The organism is Enterococcus sp. DIV0755b (assembly GCF_051713765.1).
GTDB classification, from domain to species: Bacteria; Bacillota; Bacilli; order Lactobacillales; family Enterococcaceae; genus Enterococcus_C; species Enterococcus_C canintestini.
In genome coordinates this window covers 969,125-993,194 of record NZ_JBIOQN010000001.1, presented here as the reverse complement: position 1 = coordinate 993,194, position 24,070 = coordinate 969,125, and the positions used below count along the sequence as shown (strand labels likewise).

Annotated in this window: 14 protein-coding genes and 1 pseudogene; 6 read left to right on the top strand and 9 right to left on the bottom strand. The window is 36.3% G+C overall.

The annotated features are described in order from the left end of the window. Nucleotides 1-139 precede the first annotated feature (139 nt). Nucleotides 140-775 carry a DUF421 domain-containing protein gene (locus IGI65_RS04735; RefSeq protein WP_412256177.1) on the bottom strand — a complete coding sequence of 212 codons (636 nt, stop codon included), beginning with the start codon at nt 773-775 and terminating at the stop codon, nt 140-142. 11 nt (nt 776-786) lie between these two features. Then, entirely contained in the window at nt 787-1,236 is a 450-nt protein-coding gene (locus IGI65_RS04730) for a DUF3290 domain-containing protein (protein WP_438773393.1), read from the bottom strand. Nucleotides 1,237-1,519: 283 nt separating this feature from the next. Here IGI65_RS04730 and IGI65_RS04725 point away from each other — a divergent pair, with 283 nt between their 5' ends. Continuing rightward, nucleotides 1,520-3,511: a KUP/HAK/KT family potassium transporter gene (locus tag IGI65_RS04725; protein ID WP_438773392.1), complete on the top strand. Its 1,992-nt coding sequence runs from the start codon at nt 1,520-1,522 to the stop codon at nt 3,509-3,511. Nucleotides 3,512-3,599: 88 nt separating this feature from the next. On the opposite strand, the gene IGI65_RS04720 is transcribed toward IGI65_RS04725, so the two are convergent. Continuing rightward, on the bottom strand, nt 3,600-4,394 hold the full coding sequence (locus IGI65_RS04720) for a helix-turn-helix domain-containing protein (protein ID WP_438773391.1): 795 nt from the start codon (nt 4,392-4,394) through the stop codon (nt 3,600-3,602). A 91-nt stretch (nt 4,395-4,485) separates the two neighbouring features. Here IGI65_RS04720 and IGI65_RS04715 point away from each other — a divergent pair, with 91 nt between their 5' ends. After that, entirely contained in the window at nt 4,486-6,675 is a 2,190-nt protein-coding gene (locus tag IGI65_RS04715) for an alpha-galactosidase (protein ID WP_438773390.1), read from the top strand. A gap of 387 nt (nt 6,676-7,062) precedes the next feature. Here IGI65_RS04715 and IGI65_RS04710 read toward each other — a convergent pair whose 3' ends face one another. Beyond that, nucleotides 7,063-9,018: a sucrose-specific PTS transporter subunit IIBC gene (locus IGI65_RS04710; protein ID WP_438773389.1), complete on the bottom strand. Its 1,956-nt coding sequence runs from the start codon at nt 9,016-9,018 to the stop codon at nt 7,063-7,065. Between the two features lie 294 nt (nt 9,019-9,312). Between IGI65_RS04710 and IGI65_RS04705 the strand changes: the two genes are divergently transcribed. Further along, nucleotides 9,313-10,794: a sucrose-6-phosphate hydrolase gene (locus tag IGI65_RS04705; protein WP_438773388.1), complete on the top strand. Its 1,482-nt coding sequence runs from the start codon at nt 9,313-9,315 to the stop codon at nt 10,792-10,794. Between the two features lie 12 nt (nt 10,795-10,806). Continuing rightward, complete coding sequence (locus IGI65_RS04700; RefSeq protein WP_438773387.1) at nt 10,807-11,790, top strand: LacI family DNA-binding transcriptional regulator; 984 nt, start codon at nt 10,807-10,809, stop codon at nt 11,788-11,790. A 45-nt stretch (nt 11,791-11,835) separates the two neighbouring features. On the opposite strand, the gene IGI65_RS04695 is transcribed toward IGI65_RS04700, so the two are convergent. Beyond that, a complete protein-coding gene (locus tag IGI65_RS04695; RefSeq protein ID WP_438773386.1) occupies nt 11,836-13,617 on the bottom strand; it encodes an ABC transporter ATP-binding protein in 1,782 nt (593 codons plus the stop codon). Next, nucleotides 13,607-15,355, bottom strand: a complete 1,749-nt coding sequence (locus IGI65_RS04690; RefSeq protein WP_438773385.1) for an ABC transporter ATP-binding protein — start codon at nt 15,353-15,355, stop codon at nt 13,607-13,609. Before IGI65_RS04690 ends, IGI65_RS04695 begins: the two co-directional genes overlap by 11 nt. 180 nt (nt 15,356-15,535) lie before the next feature. On the opposite strand from IGI65_RS04690, the gene IGI65_RS04685 reads away from it, so the two are divergent. Next, nucleotides 15,536-16,369: an AraC family transcriptional regulator gene (locus IGI65_RS04685; RefSeq protein ID WP_071864647.1), complete on the top strand. Its 834-nt coding sequence runs from the start codon at nt 15,536-15,538 to the stop codon at nt 16,367-16,369. A 307-nt stretch (nt 16,370-16,676) separates the two neighbouring features. Then, nucleotides 16,677-17,951, top strand: coding sequence for a solute carrier family 23 protein (locus tag IGI65_RS04680; RefSeq protein WP_438773384.1), 1,275 nt, complete (start codon nt 16,677-16,679; stop codon nt 17,949-17,951). Nucleotides 17,952-18,260: 309 nt separating this feature from the next. Here the strand turns inward: IGI65_RS04680 and IGI65_RS04675 are convergent. The 3 genes and pseudogenes from IGI65_RS04675 to pbp4 all read right to left on the bottom strand — a co-directional run bounded on the left by IGI65_RS04675 (nt 18,261) and on the right by pbp4 (nt 23,496). Next, nucleotides 18,261-20,353: pseudogene (locus IGI65_RS04675) on the bottom strand (DNA topoisomerase 3). A 246-nt stretch (nt 20,354-20,599) separates the two neighbouring features. After that, nucleotides 20,600-20,968 (bottom strand): DUF1033 family protein, encoded by a 369-nt coding sequence (locus IGI65_RS04670; RefSeq protein ID WP_438773383.1) that lies wholly within the window; start codon nt 20,966-20,968, stop codon nt 20,600-20,602. A 488-nt stretch (nt 20,969-21,456) separates the two neighbouring features. Next, nucleotides 21,457-23,496, bottom strand: coding sequence for a penicillin-binding protein PBP4(5) (gene pbp4, locus IGI65_RS04665; RefSeq protein ID WP_438773382.1), 2,040 nt, complete (start codon nt 23,494-23,496; stop codon nt 21,457-21,459). Between the last annotated feature and the right edge of the window lie 574 nt (nt 23,497-24,070).

Here is a 24,070-nt window from a genome sequence, read left to right as displayed (position 1 = left end):
ATAAACTAAAATACAACAAAAAGTCGTTTTTTTATGAGAAATTTTATTTGTAAATTAAAAAGTGGTTTCTCATAAAATAGAAACCACTTTTTAAGAAATGTAGCTTTGTCTTTTGTTTAGCTTTAGTTTCTTCCTATTCTTAATTCTCATAAGCGGTTAAAATGACATTTCCGTTTAAATATTCTCCTAAATAAATCTCACTAATTTTATCGTGCCCTTGGGCTTTTACTTCTGCTTCTAGCCAGTCGACATCTTTTTCAATTATTTCTAATAAATCAAAATTTGCTTGTCCATCAACAATAATCGGGTAACGAATCATTTCGGCGCCATATTCGATGACGTTTAATTGCCCATTTTGTTCCATGACCGCAAGTTTTACTTTTTCCACTTCAAAAATGCCATTAGAACGCAATTTAAACATTAAGTCATTGGCTGAAATACCAATCCGCAGACAATCTTGCACATTTACCGCCCCATTACGAATTAAAGTGACCGGAGCTCCGTCAATCACACGTTTTATCCAGCGATTGTGTTCTTTGGCAAATTTTAAAACTAAAACGAGTAATGTCCAAATAATTAAGACTAAAACAAATTGTAAAACAGTAATGGCTTCGTTATAAATAACCCCGCCAATAATCCCCCCTAAGACAAAGTTTTGGACTTGATCCATTGGAGAGGTTGGTGCTAAATTGCCTTTTCCCATAATTGTAATTTGTAAAATTAAACAAATTAGCCCCAAAGCAAACTTGGCTAAAATTGGTAAGTAATAACTCATCTTTATTCCCCCTACTTTTGTTTCACAATCTGGTCTTTTGCCGTCAATAGTGCCACGGCGTCCATTTTAAAGTTCGTCCCATCTTGACTAAGTGTAACCCGATAACAATCATCCCCAATTAAAACTAACATTTGATCCGTTAAGGTCGTGCTGTTAACATATACCTCTTCTGGTGTAACTACTTCATCTTGGGCGACTCTTTTAACAAAATGGACCATCTGGGAAGACTGCGAATGATTGCTCTGATCTTGTTTGTAATCAGAATATTGTACTCCAAGTAAAAAAAGTAGCAATAATAAAAAGATAATAGTCAAATCTCGGTATTTTGTATCTAGGCGATGACGCAAATATGTACTAAACACAAAAATTAAAAAAATCAAAGCGGCAAAAATCAATCCATATTTAATATAATCGTTTACTCCTGCATTATTTTGTAAATAGTCAATGCCATAAAAAGTCATTTTCACTCCCCATTTCTCTGTTTACTTCTCCTTATTTTAGCATGTAGACAAATTATTTTTAATATATTTGATTTTTACTGCAATTAATATTTGACATTGTCTTATAAAATCTCGATAATGTAGCTTAATTAGGGGAGTAGCACATAGATAGACTATGGTTTTAGATCAACATCTCGCGTAAATCGCTGGTCTAAAACATCATTGCCAGACCTAAGTTCCAACTGAGAAAGTTTTCATTTTTGAAACTTATTCAGTTAATTTTAGCAAAACTTAGGAGGAAAAAATGAGTCAACAGAAAATGTCAAAAGTAACAGCAGCGGGCTTGCTGGTTGCGATGGGGGTTGTCTACGGTGATATTGGGACAAGTCCTCTTTACGTTATGAAGGCAATTGTCGAAGAAAACGGTGGCTTAAAAAGTCTCAATCCAGATTTTATCTTAGGTGCTGTGTCGCTGATTTTTTGGACACTAACGTTTTTAACCACAATTAAATACGTTGTAATTGCCTTAAATGCCGATAACCACGGTGAAGGCGGAATTTTTTCGCTGTATACATTGGTGCGAAAAAAAAGCAAATTCCTAATTATCCCAGCTATGATTGGTGGAGCAGCGCTACTAGCTGATGGTGTGTTAACGCCTGCGGTTACAGTAACAACTGCTATTGAAGGCTTACGGGGCATCCCAGCCTTTTACGATCGTTTTGGGATGAACCAAAATGTGATTGTAATTATTACATTAATTATTTTACTAATTTTATTTACAGTCCAGCGTTTTGGTACCGATATGGTAGGGAAAGCTTTTGGCCCGGCGATGTTTTTATGGTTTACCTTTTTAGGTGGTATGGGGCTTTTTCACTTTGCGCAAGATTTATCTGTTATCCGCGCTTTAAATCCGATGTATGCCATCAAACTTTTATTTAGTCCTGATAACAAATTGGGCATTTTAATTTTAGGCAATATCTTTTTAGCAACTACTGGGGCGGAAGCTTTGTATTCTGACATGGGGCACGTCGGTAAGAAAAATATTCGTGTCAGCTGGCCTTATGTCAAAGTTTGCCTTTTATTAAATTATTTAGGTCAAGCTGCTTGGTTATTAAGTGTTTATCAAGACCCTAAAATCCAGGCGATTGAACAATTAAATCCATTTTTCCGTATTTTACCAGCTAGTTGGATGGTTTTCGGGGTTATATTTGCTACCATTGCAGCTGTAATTGCTTCACAAGCGCTATTGTCCGGTTCTTTTACCTTAGTCTCTGAAGCCATTAAGTTGCGCTTATTGCCACGAATGAAAATCATGTATCCCGGATCTTCAATTGGGCAAATGTATATCCCAGCGGTGAACTTTATTTTGTGGTTGGCTTGTTCTTTAATCGTGCTTACTTTCCGTACCTCTTCTCATATGGAAGCAGCTTACGGATTATCCATTACGGTAACGATGCTTATGACAACTCTTTTACTTTACTTTTATTTATCAGAAAAACGGCACAATAAATTGCTAGCAGCTTGTGTTAGTCTTTTCTTTGCAGCTATTGAAACGATCTTTTTCATTTCCAGTGCCGCGAAATTTTTACACGGTGGCTTTGTCGCTGTGATTATTGCTTTACTTATCTTAGCTGTCATGATTATTTGGGAATGGGGCAATATTATTCAAGAAGAAGCAGCGGATACCGTGCATCTAAAAGAATATATCCCCCAATTAGCTGCTTTACGTCAAGATGAAAGTATTCCAATGTATCAAACAAACGTGGTTTTTCTAGTACCTCATATTAATGATGATGAAATTGGAAAACAATTCGTTTACTCTATTTTAGACAAACGACCAAAACGGGCCCAAACATATTGGTTTGTAAATGTTGTCGTAACAGATGAACCTTACACTAAAGAATTTTCTGTTGATACCTTAGAAACTGATTTTATTGTCGTTGTCCGTTTGTATTTAGGTTTTCGCGTCAATCAGGAAGTAAATGTTTACGTCCGGCAAATTATTCATGACTTAATGAAAGATGGTCGGCTACCAAAACAACCCCAACGATATTCCTTAACACCGGGACGAAATGTCGGTGATTTCCAATTTGTCTTAATCGAAGAAGAGCTTTCTAACAATACGGAACTAGATAAATGGGAACGTCAGATCATGCAGGCAAAACTCTTTATTAAACGACATACTATGTCCCCAGAAAACTGGTTTGGTTTAGAATATAGTGACGTCTTATATGAAACTGTACCTCTTATAATTGGTCGCACCAAGAAAACCCGACTCGTGGAACGTAAAAATTAAAGAAACAGTCGCTAATTGTAGTGCTCTGAGAAGTTAGATTTTTTATCTAACTTTTCGGAGCACTTTTATTTTTAATCGCAACTGTTTTTTAATGCCGATAAAATTCCTTACCTGCCCGGTAGTCAGATGGACTCATCCCCACTTCTTTGCGAAACACTTTACTAAAATAATTGGCATTCGAAAAGCCAGTAGCTTCTGCGACAAACTGCACTTCTTTACCTAGCCACAAGAGCTCTTGCGCATGATTAATGCGAATTTTTTGTAGATAATGCATAGGGGGTATTTGATAAACCGAGTTAAACTCACGTATTAAGCGAAATTTGGACATGCCAAATTCTTGTGCCAAATCATCGAGAGAAAAATCATTTGAATAATTTTTATTCAAATAATCTTTTACTTTTAACATTTTAGGTGACTGATCAAGGTTTTGGTTTTTAATCGACGCTTTCAAGGTAAGTACTAGTTGAAAAGTCAGCTTGGCGTTTAAATAAATATCGACTTCTGATTCAATTAATTTTGATACCAAATTCTTTATTTCAAGCTGATGCTTTTTTTCTAAGGTTAGCACCTGGATAGACTGCGGAAACCATTGGCGAACATTAGGAGAAAATTCTAAATATAAAAAATGCCATTTATCACCAAAGTACTGATAATTACCGGGAATTTCACCTAAAAAGGCTTTCCCCGAGGTTAAGGCAAACATTGCCCCGGGTGTTTTTAATTGGCCACTTCCTGTTAACGTCATTTGCAATACGAGCATATTTTCCTTGCGCTGACGCGCATCCCAAAAATAGTCTTGCCCGCCAAAACCAATTCCCACCCCATAAATTAAAGGCAATCCTTCATCTGAAATATAATGAAAACGTTGATTTATCTCTTGCAATTTTTTACCCTTCCCAAAATTATTTTTTCTTGTTTAGCGCTATCTTTCTATTATATCTTATTATTATTAAAAGAGAATAGAGGCGATTAGAATGGAAATTATTTACCAAGAAAAGAAAAAGCGTTTTCACTTGCGCAACGATTCCATTAGTTATATTTTCCAAGTAGAAAAAGATAAGTATTTACAACATTGCTACTTTGGCCCCGCTTTAACAAGTTATCATCAAAGTAATCCACCCCAATTTATCGATCGCGGTTTTAATACTAATCCTATCAGTAGCGAGCGAACTTTTTCGCTTAACACATTACCATTAGAAACAAGCACTCAAGGAAGCCTCGATTATCGGATTGCAAATTATCAGTTTCTTAATCAAGCCGGCAATAATGTGACCGCCTTTGAATATGAAAGCTATCGCATCTATGACGGAAAACCTAAACTTTCAGAATTACCTACTCTTCGTGGTTCAAAAGCTAAGACATTGGAAATTGTATTAATTGATTCAATTCAGCAACTAAAAATGATCTTACACTACAGTATTTTTACCGATTCATCTGCTATTACCCGCAGTGTAACTTTTGAAAACTTAAGTAATACGGCTATCTATTTAGAAAATGCTGGTTCTCTAATGTTAGATTTGCCTCGTTGTGATTATGATTTAGTCACCCTTAATGGTGCCCATACTAATGAAGCCAATATTACCCGACAAAAATTGCACCCTGGTATTCAAAGAATTGATTCTAATCGGGGAACTAGCAGTCCACAGCACCAGCCGTTTTTGGCACTGGCAAACTGGAACACAACCGAAAATAGCGGTGAAGTAATGGCATTTCACCTTATCTATAGCGGAAATTTTATCGCTCAAGTTGAAGTAGAACAATATGGTACATCCCGAGTTCAAATGGGCATTAATCCGGACACTTTTTCCTGGAAATTAGATTCAAAAGCTATTTTTGAAACTCCAGAAGCAGTTATGGTCTACAGTACCACTGGCTTTAACGGCATGTCTCAAACATTTCATCATCTTTACCAAGAGCACTTGGTTCCTAAAACCTGGCAAAAAAAAGAGCGGCCAATTTTATTAAATACATGGGAAGGAAATTATTTTGATTTTACCGAAACAGATTTATTAAACCAAGCCGATAAAGCCAAAGAATTAGGTATTGAGTTATTCGTTTTAGATGATGGCTGGTTTGGTCAGCGAAATGATGATACAAAAGCATTGGGAGACTGGTTTGAAAATACAACTAAAATTCCGAGTAAAATTACCGGCTTAGCTGAAAAAATTCACGAAAAAGGCTTACAATTTGGTTTATGGTTTGAACCAGAAATGATTTCAAAAGAGAGCTTACTTTTTAATAAACATCCCGAATGGGCATTGCAAGTTCCAAATTATCCCTTAACCCAAGGACGACAACAACTGGTATTGGATTTTAGTAAAGAAGCTGTCCAAGATTTTATTATTGACATGCTGACTGGCTATTTGCAAACTGGAAAAATTGATTATATTAAATGGGATATGAATCGCCATTTAACCGAAGTGGGCAACCTTACTTTACCGCAGGATCAGCAACAAGAAATTGCCCACCGCTATGTTTTAGGCTTATATCGGATTTTACAAACTTTAACGACAAAGTTTCCTGAAGTTCTATTTGAAAATTGCTCCAGTGGCGGTGGACGTTTTGATCCTGGCATGATGGCGTATATGCCTCAAACGTGGACGAGTGACAATTCTGATGCTCTATGCCGAACAAGGATTCAAAGTGGCTACAGCTATCTTTATCCACCTATTATGATGGGAGCCCATGTTTCTGATGTCCCGAATCATCAAGTTGGCCGAATTACACCGCTGAAAACACGTGGTTTAATTGCGATGAGTGGTAATTTCGGCTATGAACTCGCAATAAATCAACAATCTGAAACTACGCTTACAGAAATAAAAAAACAAATTAATTTTTATAAAAAGCATCGCCAGTTATTACAATTCGGAGACTTTTATCGTCTACTTTTACCTACTGAAACTGCAGCTTGTGCTTGGCTATTTAAAAATAAAGACGAAGCACTAGTCGTTTATTTTCACGGTTTAGCTCAACCTGCACAAAAAGCAAACTATTTGAAAACTTACTATCTAGACCACGACGCACTTTATCAAGAAGTAAATAGCCAAGCCATTTTTAGCGGAGCTGAGTTAAATCATGCTGGCTTATTAATTCCTCGTATAAAAGGTGATTTTGAAACATGCTACTTCCATTTCAAAAAAATTACCTCTACTAAAACTGTTTAAAATATCAAATAATTACGAGATGTGACAAATGTCTTGTTACATCTCCTTTTTCCAAATAAACGTTATGACAGAAGTAGCTTCTGTCATAACCTCGTTTGTATATTTTGCTTAATAAGTTAATCCCCCAGTTCTCAAGCAATAAGCTGAAATTTTCAACTCTCTTCAAAATTCAGCTTATTGCCATAGAAATCCCGTCTACAAAGCTGGATTAAAGTAACACCTTATAGACTTACTTATAAAAACGCTATAATCTCTTGATCTATAAAAAACACCAAAGTTACGCGTATGTGATCCGACCTCCAAGAGTTAGATTTTGGTCTAACTTTTGGGGGTCACTTCAATGTTTTACGCTTTTACTTTGGTGTTTTTATAAGAAATAACTATAATTTATCTTTGAACTTCACTTACAACTAATAAATCTTCGCCGGCGACAACTTGCTTCTTATTTAAGACATCAACAGCAGCATAGGCTTGTGTATTGGTGACAATTTCCATGACTGTATCATCATAACCTGCTTCTTGTAATGCTTTTAAATCAAATGTTCCCAAAACATCCCCTTTTTTCACCAACTCACCGTACTTCCGTTGGGTTGTAAAACCCACTCCATTTAAATTCACGGTATCAATTCCAATATGAATTAAAACTTCTGCTCCTTGGGTCGTTTTTAAGCCATAAGCATGTCTTGCATCATAAACAACTGTTAATTCCCCATCAGCCGGTGCGTAAATAATCCCTTCTTTTGGTTTAATCGCAATTCCTTTACCCATCATTTCTGTTGAAAAAACTGGGTCATCTACATTTTCAAGAGCAATCGCAGTGCCTGTCACCGCTGAAGCCAACACTTCATCTTTAGGTGTTTTCATTGGTGCAGGATCTTCATTAATCGCCACAGCAACATCTGCTTTTGTTGTTGTTTCATCTGCTAATAAAGCCATGTTTTTCTTACCGTAAAGATAAGTTGTCGTAAAGCCAACTACAATACTAACTAAAATTCCCAACATAAAAAATGGAATTGATTTAGGTGCAATGGAGATAAAACCAATCACACTAGCAGGTCCCATTGCCACTGATAAAACATGGAACAAACCAATGACTACACAGGCAATACCAGAGGCAATCATCCCACAGATAAAAGGAAACTTCAATTTAAGGTTTACCCCAAAAATCGCGGGTTCTGTAATACCTAACATAGCGGAAATACTTGCAGAAGTTGCTAAACTTTTTTGCTTTTCGTTTTTCGTTAGTAACATAATCGCTAATGTTGCCGCCCCTTGTGCTACATTTGCCATTGAAGCAACTGGAAAAATAAAAGATCCGCCTGTTTTTGCAACATCTGCTAATAATGTTGTTTCAATAGCAGGAAAACTTTGGTGTAGCCCCGTAATGACAATTGGTGAATAAAATAGACCAAAAATCCCAAGCCCAATAGCTCCTGTTGTATCGTATAACCACGTTAAGCCGTATGTTAAGCCATCCCCAACGCCCCGCATAATCGGGCCTACTACTGTAAAAGTTAAAAAACCCGTAATAATAATAGCTAGCATAGGTGTAAACGTAAAATCAAAAGCATTAGCCAAACGTTTATGAAAGAATTTTTCTAAGTTAGCCAAAATAAATGATACTGCTAAAACCGGCAGCACAGAACCTTGGTAACCAGCTTGTGCCACTTGCAAACCAAAAATGTTCCAATATGGCATTGAACCATCTGCAATAGCATTGGCTACGCCATAACCATTGACTAAGTCCGGCATTACCATAACCATCCCCATCGCTGCTCCCAGATAAGGATTGCCACCAAAACGGCGTGTCGCTGAAAATCCAACTAAAATTGGTAAAAAGGCAAATGGTGCTGAAGCTAATAAGTTAATAATACTCGCAAAATCTTGGACTCCTGGAAACATTTCAACTACAGATTGCGGCCCAAAAAGATGTTGTGCTGTTAACACATTGTTAATAGCCATCAGTAAACCACCAGCAACTAAGGCCGGCACAATTGGCACAAAAATATCAGATAACACTTTAATAAATGCCATCGCAGGATTGTTTTTCTTGCCACTAGAAGCAATCGCTTTCATATCAGCGGTAGAAGCTTCTTTGGTGCCGGTCAATTTAACAAATTCCTCATAGACATAATTGACATCCCCTGCACCAATGATAATTTGAAACTGATCGTTTGCCTCAAAAGTACCTTTGACCGCGTCGTTATTATCTAACGCGTTTTGATCAACTTTACTACTGTCTTTTAAAACTAAACGTAACCGAGTTGCACAATGAGCAGCCGCTAGAACATTATCTTTTCCCAAAGCCTGTGTAATCTCTTCAGCAACTTTTTTGTAATCCATCTTTTTTCCTCCTAAGTTCATTGTGTTTTTATCCTTTTGTAAATAAGTGCAAAATACAAAATTAAATTAAGGATAAATAGAAAATGTAATCGCTTTTTCTGGCTTTAGTATGACATGCTAAAGTAAAATTGTCAAACGTTTATCAAAAATATTTTTCATTTTCCTTCAAACAAACTAGAATCAAACAAAAAATCTAGTATGACGTCAAAATAAAATTGTTATACGTTTGACAAACAAACCACAATATTCTACTATAAGCTTAGAAATCGTTTACTTAAGACAGGAGCATAATTTATGAAATCGATTAATTGGAATACCCAAAAACGATATCGACCATACGAACAATGGTCAACTGAATACAAAAAAGAACTTCTCCATTCTGTCGCCCAATCACAATGGCGTCTTAATTACCATATTCAACCTGTTACAGGACTTTTAAATGATCCAAATGGTTTTTCTTATTTTAATAATCAATGGCACCTATTCTATCAAGCTTACCCTTTTGGTGCAGTTCATGGGGTAAAATCTTGGTATCACCTTGTTTCAGATAACTTAATCGACTGGCAGGAATTAGGGTTAGCGCTTCAACCTGACAGTAAATACGACAGTCACGGTGTCTATTCTGGATCAGCGTTTCCGTTTGGTGATCAATTATTGCTGACTTATACCGGCAACGTGCGTGATCAAGATTGGGAGCGTCATTCTTATCAATTGGGGGCGCTGATGGATACAAATAATGAAATTACAAAAATTTCTACTCCGTTCATCCCTAGTCCACCTGCTGGTTATACGCAGGAATTTCGTGATCCTCAAATTTTTAAATATGAAGAAAAATATGTCATGTTGATTGGGGCTCAAAATACCAAACAAGAAGGTCAAATATTAACGTATATTAGTGATGATTTAAAAGAATGGCAATTTATCGGGCCGTTATCTTTCACCGATAAAAAAATGGGATTTATGATTGAATGCCCCAATTTAGTTTTTTATAAAGGACGGCCGATTTTACTTTTTTGTCCTCAAGGCTTAGATAAAAACATTTGCCACTATGACAATATCTATCCCAATATGTATGTGGTAGCGGAAAAATTTGATTTAGCTACGAATACTTTAATCGGAGCTAGTTCTTTAAAAAATTTAGATGAAGGCTTTGACGTTTACGCCACCCAAGCTTTTAATGCTCCGGATGGACGTGTTTTAGCAATTAGTTGGATCGGCTTACCCGAAATTGAATACCCCACCGATCAAGAAGGTTGGGCGCATTGTTTAAGCTTAGTTAAAGAGTTGCATTTAATAGGAGATGTGCTTTTCCAACAACCGATCCAAGAAAGTAAAAAATTACAAACAACACCTATGCAAAAACTAAAGGGCACTTCTTCTACTGAAAGTTTTGACCTGCATACAAACAGTTATGAAGCAAAATTGACTTTTACAAAAGACGCTAAAGGTACAATCACTTTATTCCATGACCCCATCAAAAATAATGGCTTAACCATTTCATTTGATTCAAAGCATGGTAAAATGAAAGTTGACCGTAACCACAGCGAACACCCTTTTGCCACTGCCTTTGGTTCACAAAGAGAATTTGAAATTACAAAACAACCACTTAATTTACAAATTTTTGTAGATTCTTCTGTGGTAGAAATCTTTATAAATCAAGGGGAACAAACTTTAACCGCTCGCTATTTCCCAGAAAAGTCGGCAACAGCTCTGACGGTTATGACAGATAAAAACTGGCAGGGTACACTTTTTCCTTTACGGTCCATGAAAAAATAAGGACTGAAATAGATGACAATAAAATTAACCGACGTCGCAAAAAAAGCCGGTGTTTCGCCGACAACTGTTTCTCGCGTTATTAATAACTATGGTTCTTTAAGTCAAAAGACAATTGATAAAGTCCATGCAGCAATGAAAGAATTAAATTATCAGCCAAACTCATTGGCTCGTTCATTACAAGGAAAAAACACCCAATTAATCGGTTTAATTTTTCCTACCGTTGCTCATCCATTTTATGGGGAGCTGGTGGAACTTTTGGAAAGCAAATTGTTTGAATTAGGCTATCGTTCTATTTTATGTGATAGTGCCAACAACAAAGAAAAAGAACGTAATTACTTAAATATGTTAGCCGCCAATAAAGTCGACGGTATTATCGCCGGCGCCCATAACTTAGGGATTAATGAATATGAAAAATTACAGATGCCGATTGTTTCATTTGATCGTTATCTGGCAGATGACATCCCCATTGTTGGGAGTGATAACTTTCAAGGAGGATACTTAGCGACTGAAAACCTCTATTTGAAAGGAGCTCGTAAAATTGCTATTTTAACTGGCTCCCAAGAATCAGCCTCACCAACTAACGATCGCTTAGCCGGCTACTTACAATTTTTAAAGGAACACAATTTAAGTCCTATCGTTCACCAAATTCGTAGTATGGCGCGTTCAACGGCGATGAAAAATCTCGATATTAAACGGATTTTGACTAGTGAAGAAACTGACGGGTTATTTTGTACTGACGATTTAACCGCCATCCTAGTAATAAATCAAGCCCACGCTTTAGGAATAAACATCCCTGATGATTTAAAAATTATCGGTTATGATGGGACCAAATTTATCCAAAATTATTTCCCTCAATTATCTACCATCGCCCAACCGATGTCAGACTTCGCCGATGTTTTAGTGGACTTATTGCTCCAACGAATTAAAGATGCCGACAAAAAACTTGAAACAAATTATCTTTTACCGGTTAAATTAATCCAAGGACAAACTACTTAAAAAGCCACGAAATGTTTCTTTTAGCGGAAACATTTCGTGACTTTTTTAAATTGCTTGCAATAAATCATATTGGGATTGATACAAATGATAATACAGTCCCCGTTCTTTCATTAACTCTTCATGATTGCCGCTTTCTGCAATTTTACCTTCTGCGATATAAAAGATGCGGTCGGCATTTTTTATCGTAGACAGCCGATGGGCGATAATGAAAGATGTTCTACCTTTTAGGAGTTGCTGCAATCCTTCTTGGAGCAGCTCCTCTGTCTTAGTATCAATGCTAGATGTCGCTTCATCTAAAATTAAGATTTTAGGATCTGCTAAAAGAGCGCGCGCAAATGAAATCAATTGACGCTGTCCAGCTGAAAGCGTGCTCCCTCTTTCTTCGACGACAGTTTCATAGCCATCTTTTAAATCTTTAATAAAATCATGAGCCCGAACAACCTTGGCTGCAGCAATCACTTCTTCTTTTGTCGCTGCTAAATTACCATAACGAATATTTTCAATAATCGTTCCGGAAAAAATAAATGTATCTTGCAACATAACTCCCATTTGACTACGTAAAGACTGTAATGTTACCTCCCGAACATCTCTACCATCAACTTTGACACTACCTTCATTGACATCATAAAAACGACTTAATAAATTAATAACCGTTGTTTTACCTGCGCCAGTAGGACCAACAAGTGCAATACTTTGTCCAGGATTCACATGGAAGGTGATATCATTTAAAATGTTTTTACCTGCTTCATAACGAAACGCTACATGTTCAAAATCTACCTCACCTTTAATTGGTGGTAAAATTTGAGCATCTTTTGCATCTTGAATATCGGGAATTTCATCTAGTGTTTCAAAAATCCGTTCCAAGTATGCGCTCGCTGTTATCAGTGAATTATAAAAATTTCCAATATTAATCACCGGATTCCAAAAGTTATTAATGTAGCTAATAAAGGCAATTAATGTTCCAGTAGTCACATTAACTCCCAGAGATGAAATCCCGACATAATAAATAATACAGGTCGTTAAGACGGCTATGTTTTGCACACCCGGCCATAAAAGAAATTGAATTTTCACCGCATGCATCCAAGATGTGCGGTATTCTTCACTTACCTCATCAAAAATCCGCGCATTTTCTTTTTCCCTAGCAAACGACTGGGTGATACGGATACCGGCAATACTTTCGTGAATATAAGCATTTAAATTGGATTGTTTATTACTTAATGCCTGATACGCTTTACGTTGTTTGTTTTGAATCACAAGCACCATCACAAATAAAACTGGCAATAAAATTAAGCTATAAAAAGTTAGGCGTACATCGATAAAGAACATAAAAATAAGAGTAATCACGACACTAAAAATATCTGAGATCAAATTTATTAAGCCATTACTTAATAAATCACTTAACGTATTGATGTAATTGACAACCCGAATTAAAATTTTGCCATGAGGACGATTGTCAAAATATGAAAAAGGCAAGCGTTGCAAATGTTCAAAAATATCAAAACGCATATCTTTTAACATATCTTGTCCAATTGTCGTAATTTGGATAATACGATAACGCATGCACAGCCCGATAATAATTAATGAACCTAAGAAAATACCACCTAGCAGCAATAACCGATTACTATCTTGTTGCGGAATAACCGTATCAATGGCGATTTTGGTTAAATAAGGGCCTAACATCCCTAAACCATTGGCTAAAATAATCGTAGCGAGTACGATAATAATTGCTTTTTTATAAGGGGTGACGTAGCTTAAAAGCCGTTTTAAATCGCCCCAGCGAAATTCTTGTGCTAATTCTTCGTCTTCATCAAAACGATTACGCGCCATCTTCTGTCCCCCCTGTCAATCCCAATTGCTTACGGTATACTTCGTAATATTTTCCTTTTTTAGTCACCAACTCTTCATGGGTTCCTTGTTCTACTACCCGGCCTTTTTCCATTAACAAAATGAGATCGGCATCTTTAACAGAAGAAATACGGTGGGCGATGATAAAGGTCGTTTTTTTGGTTGTTAATTTAGCCAATTCCTGCTGAATTTTCGACTCCGTTTCCATATCCACAGCAGAAGTTGTATCATCTAAAATTAAAATAGCGGGATTTTTAGCTAAGGCGCGCGCTAAAGAAATCCGTTGTTTTTGACCTCCAGATAGCCCTACTCCCCGTTCACCGACAACCGTTTCATACCCCTGAGGCATTCGCGTAATAAAGGAATCAGCATCTGCCACTGTCGCCATTTGCCGAATAAAGTTTTCATCTGCATAAGGATTACCAAAAGCAATATTATCAGCAATTGTATTGGAGAATAGGAAAACATCTTGCATAGCCATCGAAATACTTTCACGCAATTGACGTACTGGATATTCCCGCGCATCTTTGCCGTCAATTAAAACACGGCCTTGAGTAGGATCATAAAAACGCCCCACCAAATTTACTAAGGTGGTTTTCCCAGAGCCAGTTTCTCCTAAAATGCCTACTGTTTTACCTGGTCCAGTTTTAAAATTAATTTGGGATAAGACATTGTGATTTGGATCATCTGAAAAATGAAAACTAACATTTTCAAAGACTACTTCTCCTTTAATTGGTGTCAATAAGTTTTCATCTTCAACAGGAATACTTGATTTTTGGCCCAATAATTGGCGGATTTTAATACAAGCCGCATTAAAACGCTGCACGTCGTTAATCAGCCAGCCGCTCATTCGTAAAGGATTATTTAACATCCATAAATAACCATTAAAAGCTACCAATTGTCCTAACGTCAGATTACCGCGGATAACTAAAATTCCGCCAAAAACTAACGTAATAACAGCTAATGTACCAGCAAACCCATCCAGCCACGGTAAAAATTTAGCGGAAACTTCAGCAGAATCCAAGTTTCGTTGTTTAAAATCTTCATTGTATTGTTTGAACTTATCTAATTCAAAATCTTCTCTTGCAAAAGCTTTTACCACGCGATTACCGCCGATATTTTCTTCTACCATCGAGTTCAGGCGTGCAAAACTTTCCCGAATTTCAAAAAACTTGGGATGCGCTTCTTTAGCCATTTTATTGGTTAAAATAAAAATAATCGGTGTGACTACTAATAAAGACAATGTAAGTTGCCAACTAATAAACGCCATCACAATCACAGCAGCTAAAAACCACAATACACATTCCACAATATTGTAAGTGACCCAGGCAACAAAATGACGGATTGCATCCACATCGCCAGTCATTCGTGCCATAATATCACCTACACGCGTATGATTAAAAAAATCAAAATCTAGTGTCTGTAATTTAGAATACATATCCTCGCGTAATTGATAAATCGCATTTTGACTCATTTTTTCACACAAAATTTGATACAAATAGCGTACAATCGTCCGTAAAACCGTGGTACCAATCATTAAAGCGATTAAAGGTAACAACCACGCTTTTTTCCCCTGATTAATGACGTCATCTACAATTAACCCGCCCACGTACGGATTAACCACAATCAAACTTGCATTCAATAAAATAAATAAACAAATAAGACCAAAATGATTGCGTGATTTTTTGATATAACGCCAGATCCATTGCATATTCGACATAAATTCACCTCCAACTTTTATCTATAAATATCTTAGTAGATTGAATTAGAAAAGAAATGGGATATCTTCTTTAAAATGATGTAAAATATTAACAAAGATAGCTTTTGCCTTTATTGGCCTCTTTTTTTTTAAAACAAAATTAAAGCGATTTCATAATTCGTTAAAATATAGGAGTTTATTATGCATTTAATCAATCCGCAAACCTTTAATCCTGAAATTTTATATCTTTTTGATGCTTGTTGCGATGAAGATTCAGTTGGAAATTATCACGCCCATGATTTTTTAGAAATTTCACTAGTATTAGAAGGAGAATCAGAGTATTTTTTTGAAGATTTACCCAAAACTACTATTCGAGCTGGGCAAGTTCTACTCTTTAACCCGGGCTATCATCATATGGAGCGCCATATTAAACAAACTTCTCATCAACTGCATATCGGGATTAAAAATTTTACGTTACAAGGTTTGCCTCGGGATACTTTTCCCCATAAAAGTCCCATTTTAAACTTGGGTCGTCACCAGCAAAATGTCTTACAAATCGCGTGGCGTCTATTAGAGGAATTGTATCAAGATGCTCCAGAAACGCAGGTATTACGCAAAATTCTCATCAGTGAAATGTTGGTGCATATTTTACGCGGTCTTGATGATACAAACGAACGCCAACCTACTTCTTTAACCAGCCGTCAACAGCGCCAGCAAAAAATTGTTGATGAGACAATCTATTTTTTGGAAAATCATTTTACAGAAGAAATCAGTTTAGAGCAACTTGCCCAAGCACAATTTGTAAGCCCTGCCTACTTATCCCGTTTATTTAAAGATATTGTCGGGGAAAGTCCGATTAATTATCTCATTAAATTACGATTAAGTGAGGCCGAACATTTAATAAAAACAACAACACTGTCCATCAAACAGATTGCGCAAGCTACAGGCTACCAAGATGCTTATCATTTTAGTAAATCTTTTAAAAAACAATTTGGAATCGCACCTTCTAGCTTAAGTGAAAAAAAGACCTCTTAATTAAAAGCGCTTTTAAAAAAATTAGAGTAAAGAATATTAGATTTTACTAGGGGTGACAAAGAAAGTAAATCTCCTTGCTATCTGTCTTTTTGTAGTGTATATTTTTAACAGCAAAAAAATTCACCATTGAAAAAATTCGCATCATTGCGTGTCCATTTTTTCAAACCACCTTTAACATAGTCCAGAGAGGCTAAGAAGGGTCCGTCACAAGCTAATGGGTCTTACTACCCATATTGTCGCCATTGACGATCCTCCTGCCTAAAAGGGTAGGATTTTTTTGTACCAAAAATTATGAGGAGGATTTTTTATGGCAGAAAAAAATGATATTCACTTTCACAATGATGATGTCGTCTTAGACATCCACGATCGCCCCACACCATTTCATTGGTTTGGGTTAAGTTTACAGCATTTATTTACTATGTTTGGTGCCACCGTCTTAGTTCCCATTTTAGTTGGTATTAACCCAAGTATCGCTTTAGTTAGTTCTGGCCTTGGGACACTGGTTTATTTAACCGTCACAAAAGGTAAAATACCCGCTTATCTTGGTAGCAGTTTTGCTTTTATTGCCGCCATGCAATTATTGATGAAAACAGACGGTTATCCGGCTATTGCCCAAGGTGCTTTAACAACCGGTGCGGTTTACTTAATCGTTTCTTTTCTAATCAAAAAAATTGGAACTGCTTGGTTAGATAAAGTCTTACCTCCTATTGTAGTAGGACCAGTCATTATGGTAATTGGTCTAGGTCTAGCAAGTAATGCCGCTAACAACGCCATGTATAATGCCAGTGGTAATTATGATTTTAAATACGTTGCTGTAGCCTTATTGACTTTAGCTGTGACAATTATTTTCAACATGTTTTTAACTGGTTTTTTAGGACTAATTCCCATTTTACTCGGAATTATTTCTGGTTATCTCATCGCCTTAGCCTTTGGCATTGTCGACTTTCAACCAGTTCTTGATGCGCCGTGGTTACAGTTACCGGCATTTGAAGTTATGTTTGTCCAATATCAGCCAAAACTTTACTTCAATGCAATTACCACTATGGCACCAATTGCCTTTGTAACCATGACAGAGCATATCGGCCATTTAATGGTGTTAAATAAATTGACCAAACGCAATTTCTTTTCTGATCCTGGCATGGATCGAACATTAATGGGGGATGGCTTAGCACAAATTGTGGCAGGCTTTGTCGGTGGCCCACCCGTTACTAGTTACGGTGAAAATATTGGGGTATTAGCAATCACACGTGTGCATAGCGTATTTGTTATCGGTGGTGCTGCTGTTTTAGCTATCGTTTTAGGCTTTGTCGGAAAATTAAGTGCTTTAATTTTAAGTATTCCAGGACCAGTAATCTCTGGTATTAGCTTTGTTTTATTCGGGGTAATTGCCGCAAGTGGATTGAAAATTTTAGTTGAAAATAATACCAACTTTGATAAAAAGAAAAACTTATTGATTACTTCAAGTATTTTGGTAATCGGTATTGGCGGTTTGGTTTTTGAAGCTGGAACATTCACCTTATCAGCCATGGCATTGTCCACTTTAATTGGCATCTTTTTAAATTTAGTTTTACCAGATCGTTAGTAAAAAAATGAGGACGTACTTAACGTCGCCAAGAGTTCATTTGTGAAGCTAGACATATAAAAAAACAAAATGAACTCCCATAGCTTGCAAGCGATAAGCCAAAATCTTGCCCAATTGTTCCCCAAATTTCTCAAGATTTTGGCTTATTGTCGTAGAGAGTTAGTTCATTTTGCTAGATTAAAGAAAAGCAAAACGAAAGTGTCCAGCTCGCAAGTAAGAAGATGGCATTTTGAAAATTGCATTTCACATTCACCGTATCTTCTCACCGATTAAAAAGGCGCGACCACTTTAAAATGGCCACGCCTTTTTTTAATCCTCTTGTTGCATCGCAGCTTTTAATGCTAACGCCAAAGGACTTTCTGTTTCTTCTTGCTTACTGTATTTCTTAACTAATTTTCTTTCTTCTTGTTTTGTCATTTTTTATTACGGGCTTTTTTATCTGGTATTTTTTCAGTGATACCACAATATTTACATTTAAAGAAGGCACCATTTTTACCATCTAAAATTTCCATTTTTTTATGACACTGAGGACAACGATGATTCGAAACTTTCGGTTCTTTTCTGCGACGGTAACTACATTCAGTATTGGAACAAATATAGATTTTACCATCTTTTGTGTTGCGTTCTTTTAGCTGTGCGCCACATTCAGGACAAAGTTTAGTCGTAAGCGTGTAATCTTTATACGTTTCTTTGGATTCTTTAATTTCACTTACTAATCGTGCAGTGTCTTTTTCAATTCCTTTTAAAAAGCTAGCAGCAGATTCTTTTCCCTGCGCAATATTTTCTAAACTTCTTTCCCATTTTGCAGTTAAATCAGGACTGACAAGAGAGGCATTGACTAAATTTAACAGTTGTTTACCTTTAGGTGTTACGGCTAAAACATTGCCTCTACGTTCCATTAATTCTGATTTTAATAGTTTTTCAATAATTTCTGCACGCGTGGCGGGGGTTCCTAAGGCATACTTTTCCATCTGGGCTAACAAACTACCTTCTGTTGCCAACTTAGGTGGGGTGGTCAATTCTTTATTAATCGCAAATTGACCCTTAACGCTTTTGACATTTTCCCAATCTGTTAATTTCTCATTCGGTTTTTCAGTCGGTTTTTCACTCACTTTTTGCCAACCATTTTGCAATACTTTTTCTTGACGAAAAATAAATTCACCAGCAGGAAATTCAACTATTGCCTTCACATTTGCCGTTATATATTGGTCGGCAAATAACCCTAGAAAACGTTCTACAATCAAATGATAAATGCGGCTTTCATCCGTTGACATCTTTTCAAAACGGGGACGTTCTTCTGTTGGGATTAGCGCATAGTGATCGGTTACTTTACTATCATTGAAAACTGCAGTTTGTTTGACTTTGGCCCCTTCTTTTAAATACGTTTTGGCCCGATTATCCACTGTCGCCAGCGCTTGTAATCGTTCTTTTAACGTGCCAGCCACATCTTTTGGTAAATATTTTGAATCTGTCCGCGGATAGCTGACCACTTTATGGGTTTCATATAAACTTTGCACTAACGACAATGTTTTTTTAGCGGAGTATTGATACTTACTATTGGCTACTCGTTGTAATTCTGTTAAATCATAAGGTAAAGGCGCCGACTGACGCTTTTCTTTTACTGTAACGTCTTTTACTTTGCCAATTTGATTTTGCCATTTTGCAACGAGCGCTTCTGCTTGGTTACGTTCGTGTAATTGTTGCGGATTTTTTAGCTGTAGACGCCCTTTTTCATTGTCATATAACAAATCAATGGTGTAATAAGTTTCAGGAATAAATTTTTCTGATTTTTCCTGGGCTTTTGCCACTAATGCCAAAGTGGGTGTCTGAACTCGACCAGCACTTAGACTATCTTGGTATTTTACCGTTAAAGCGCGGGTTACATTTAACCCCACCAGCCAATCGGCTTTTCCTCGTGCCACAGCTGATTGATACAAATTATCGTATTGTTTTGCTGGTTTTAATTGCCGGAAACCTTCTTTTACTGCTTTTGTTGTTTGTGAAGATATCCAAAGCCGCTCTAATGGTTTATTAAATCGAATCCATTCAAAAATATAGCGACCAACAGCTTCTCCTTCACGACCACCATCTGTCGCAATAATGCCACCGGTAATATCTTGCCGTTTAGCTAAGTTTCCAATTAATTTTAATTGTCGATTAGTTTTTGGTAACGGCTTAATTCCGATGTGTTTTGGAATCATGGGTAATGTTTCCATCTTCCATGTTTTCCACTCTTGTTTAATATCTTCAGGTAATTTTAAAGTTAATAAATGGCCATATGCCCAAGTAATAACATATTGGTCATTTTCAAAATAATCTTTTCCTTTTGGTTTTGCCCCTAAGACTTTAGCAAAATCTTTGGCTACACTTGGTTTTTCGGTTAACACTAATTTTTTTCCCATATCTGCTCCTTTAAAACAGGACTTTGTTAAAATTTATAGTTCTATGAAATAATTCAGGTTTTAGCGACATCACTTTGTCCATTTCCTGTCCTTCATTATAACAGCTCCCTTTTGAAAGCTAAACTGCTATTAAATAATCTTACAAACTCTAATAAGAGGAAATAACAAATTTTAACTGTCATTTATCTACTAAACTAAAAAAGCTTAAACTAACTACCACAGCCAGTTTAAGCTTATACTTAATGATTAATTTGCTACCTTACGTCTACATACACGTAGTCTTGCTTCACCATTTATGGTTTGACAAAGGTTTGACGCACTTTCTTTTGTAACCGCAGCATAATCTTTTAATAAAACCAGTCCCGTGTATTGTTGCAAATAGTCATCACACTCTTCACACCAACGCTCGTCCCTTTCGTTCCAAAATGCTGCTTGATAATTGGGATGAGATTTCAGATGTGTAAAATTCGGACTTAATTCTAGCCACTTGGTTTCATAAAATTGTTCTGCCGCATTTAAATCAGTAAAAGTATATTCTTCTTTAATATCATTTTGCCAATCTTCAAAGAACCACCACGGCTCGTTGTCCCCATACATAATAACAACCTGATACATGCTTATTGCTCCTTTTATTCCCCATTTGCATTAATCATACTCATGAATCCTTACGCTGACAAGAAATTCGCACTAAATTTAAATAACTATTATTATTTTTATTTAATTTGAACATATTATTCGTTTTAAATAATTTTTCTTTTGAAAAAAGATAAATATTATTAAAACTTCTTTTTTCCCTTATAAAAAAGTTAAACACTTTTTAACGGGCGACAGAATCGAATTAATTAAGAGGGACTGTTATTTTTATTAGATCAAATTGCGCGAATAAATTGAAAGATAAACGCTTTTTTTTCGCAACAAAAAGCTAATTTTAGTATCTTTTGTTTGAAGTGATACCTCCTTTTAACAAAATAAAAAAACAAGAATAAAATAGATTATTTTGTCCAACTGATAAAACGAGAAAAACCCAAATGGAATTATGACTATTTTTTGAGTTTTCATCATCTCAATAAAATAGTTATCCATTCAGGTCAATTTTTTATCTATTAATAGTGATCGTGTAAATATTGTAAAACAGAAGGGGCTAATTGCGTAGCTGATTCATTTTCTTGACGGTCTTCTAACATACTAATAAAGAGATAGCTACTACCTTCTCCTTCATAGGCTAGTAAGAAGCTATTTTCTTGCCCTTTTTCATCTTGTTTTTCTTTGATTTCAGCTGTACCTGTTTTTGCAGCTAATGAAAAGCCTAAACTACTCAAACTGTGAGCTGTACCGTTTGGATCTGTTACAACAGCCTGTAAATCTTCATTTATTTGTGCGACACTGGCAGCTTTTACGACTGCCTCTTTTTCTTTTGTCTTAGCGTCTTTTATAAGTTTTGGATAGACAAGTGTCCCTTGGTTGGCAAAAACAGAATACATCGTTGCTTGTTGAATAGGATTAATTAATAGTTGTCCTTGGCCATAGCCAGTATCAGCGAGTAAAATCTTAGAATCAAAACTTTTTTCATTGCTGATTTGTGCAGGATTCATAGCAAGCGGTAAATCTAGTTCTTCCCCAAAGATAAATTGATCTAAGCCAGCTCGAAAAGCTTTTTCTCCCATCTTCAACGTTGCTTGCGCCATGTAAATATTATCTGAATAAACCAATGCATCTTTTAAATTCACTGAAGGAACATCTGAAACGCGGGTGACATAATAGTCTCCCCAAGAGCTATCTTGCTGCCATTTTAATCCGTTAATTGCAACTTTTTGATTAGGATCTAAACTGCCATTATCAAGCCCAATAGCAGCAGTGATCGTTTTAAAGGTAGATCCTGGCGCGTAGCCGGTCACCAAACGATTTAAAAATGGCTTTTTGCTGTCTTTTTCATAAGCATCATACTCTTTTTGAGAAATCCCATTGGTCATTTTATTAGGATCATAGCTGGGACTGCTGACTAAAGCTAAAAGATCCCCTGTTTTAGGTGCACTTACTACTGTTGCACCCGCTTGATTCGCTAAAGCATTATAGGCTAACTCTTGTAAACTACTATCAATGGTTAAGTGAATTGATTCGCCATCTTTTTTCTTCGTTTCTAATAAAACCGATTTTTCGTTACCCGCTTCATCTGTAATCGCTAATTTCCCACCGGCTGTTCCCCGTAATTTTTCATCATAAGTTGCTTCTAGTCCCGCACGCCCAATTTCACCATCACTGGTCAACTCAGGATGTTTTTCTAAATCTTCAGCGGTAATTTTACCTAAATAGCCAACTAATTGTGCAGCGGCTGCCCCTAACGGATATTTACGGCCTGTAATTTCTTGAATACTAGCACCAGTAGGTAAACTTTTGGCTTCATCGACGATTTTTAAAGGTACAAAATAATCAGGTTTAACCCAACTTTGAGCTAAAGCTTGTGTAATTTGTTTTTCAGTTAAGTCATAAATTTGAGCAATGGCTACAATATTTTTTTCCTTCTCAGAACCTTCGCCTAATTTTTGTGGTACAACACCTAGTTGCTTTAATGTTCCATTTTCTGCTAAAGGTTGATTATTACGGTCCAAAATTTGACCACGGACTGGCGCATCGACAGTTAAACTAACTTTATCTTTACCGCTCATTTGAGGAAAAATTAGATTGGGTCCCCACTCTAATTTCGGCTCATTATTTTCATAAGCAAGGTAAGTTTGATATTTCAAATTTTTCAACTGACCCATTGCCGTCGATAAGGATAACTCATAAGTCACTTGATATTGATCATTTTTTCCGGCAGTTATTTTTAAATCGGATAATTTGATATTTTTTGCTTCAATGGCTGTGAAAATAGTTTGATACTTTTCGCTGATTTCTTTCTTACTATAACCGTTACGTTGGGCTGTATCAGTTAAAAGTGTACTCGGAATTTTATCATATTTCCCCTCAGCTAAATAAGTGGTGAAATCTTTGACCACTTGTTCTCTTGCGGCTTGTTTCTTTTCACTTTGTAAATGATACGCAAAAAAAGCGCCCCCAGCTATAAGTAAAATAAGCAGTGGAATAACAATAAAAAATGGATTAAATTTCTTTTTTTGTTTAGTATTACGTCGTGATTGTTCCGTCATCTTTTTTCTCCTAATAAAATAGTACTCATATTTTACACCATGATGTCTTCCCGCTTTTTCTAATTCCATATTTTTTAGCAAAAGTTAATTCTTTTAACAAGAAAAGCTAAAGGCAGCGGTTAGCTTTTTGGAAAAATCTCAGAAATTCGTCTTCTGGTGCTTTTTACCAGAAACTAATTTTTGAATTTTTCCCGAAAAGCTGCTGCCTGTGCTGGATCAAGAAAAGCTAAATGAACTCGTTTAGCTCTCAAGCAATAAGATGAAATTTTAGCTTATTGCCGTAGAGAGTTAGTTCATTAAGCTAGATCACAGAAAAGCTAAAGGCAGCGGTCAGCTTTTTGGAAAAATCTCAGAAATTCGTCTTCTGGTGCTTCTTACCAGAAACTAATTTTTGAATTTTTCCCGAAGAGCTGTTGCCTGTGCTGGATCAAAAGAAATGTTAACAGCAGCGGTCAGCTCTCAATTAATAGGCTAGTTCATAAAGTTAAATTTCAATAATTTTACGCTTTCCTTCATACTCTGTGTAAAATCATCATCCTTTTACCTAAAAAAAGATGCGCCCATTTGGACACAT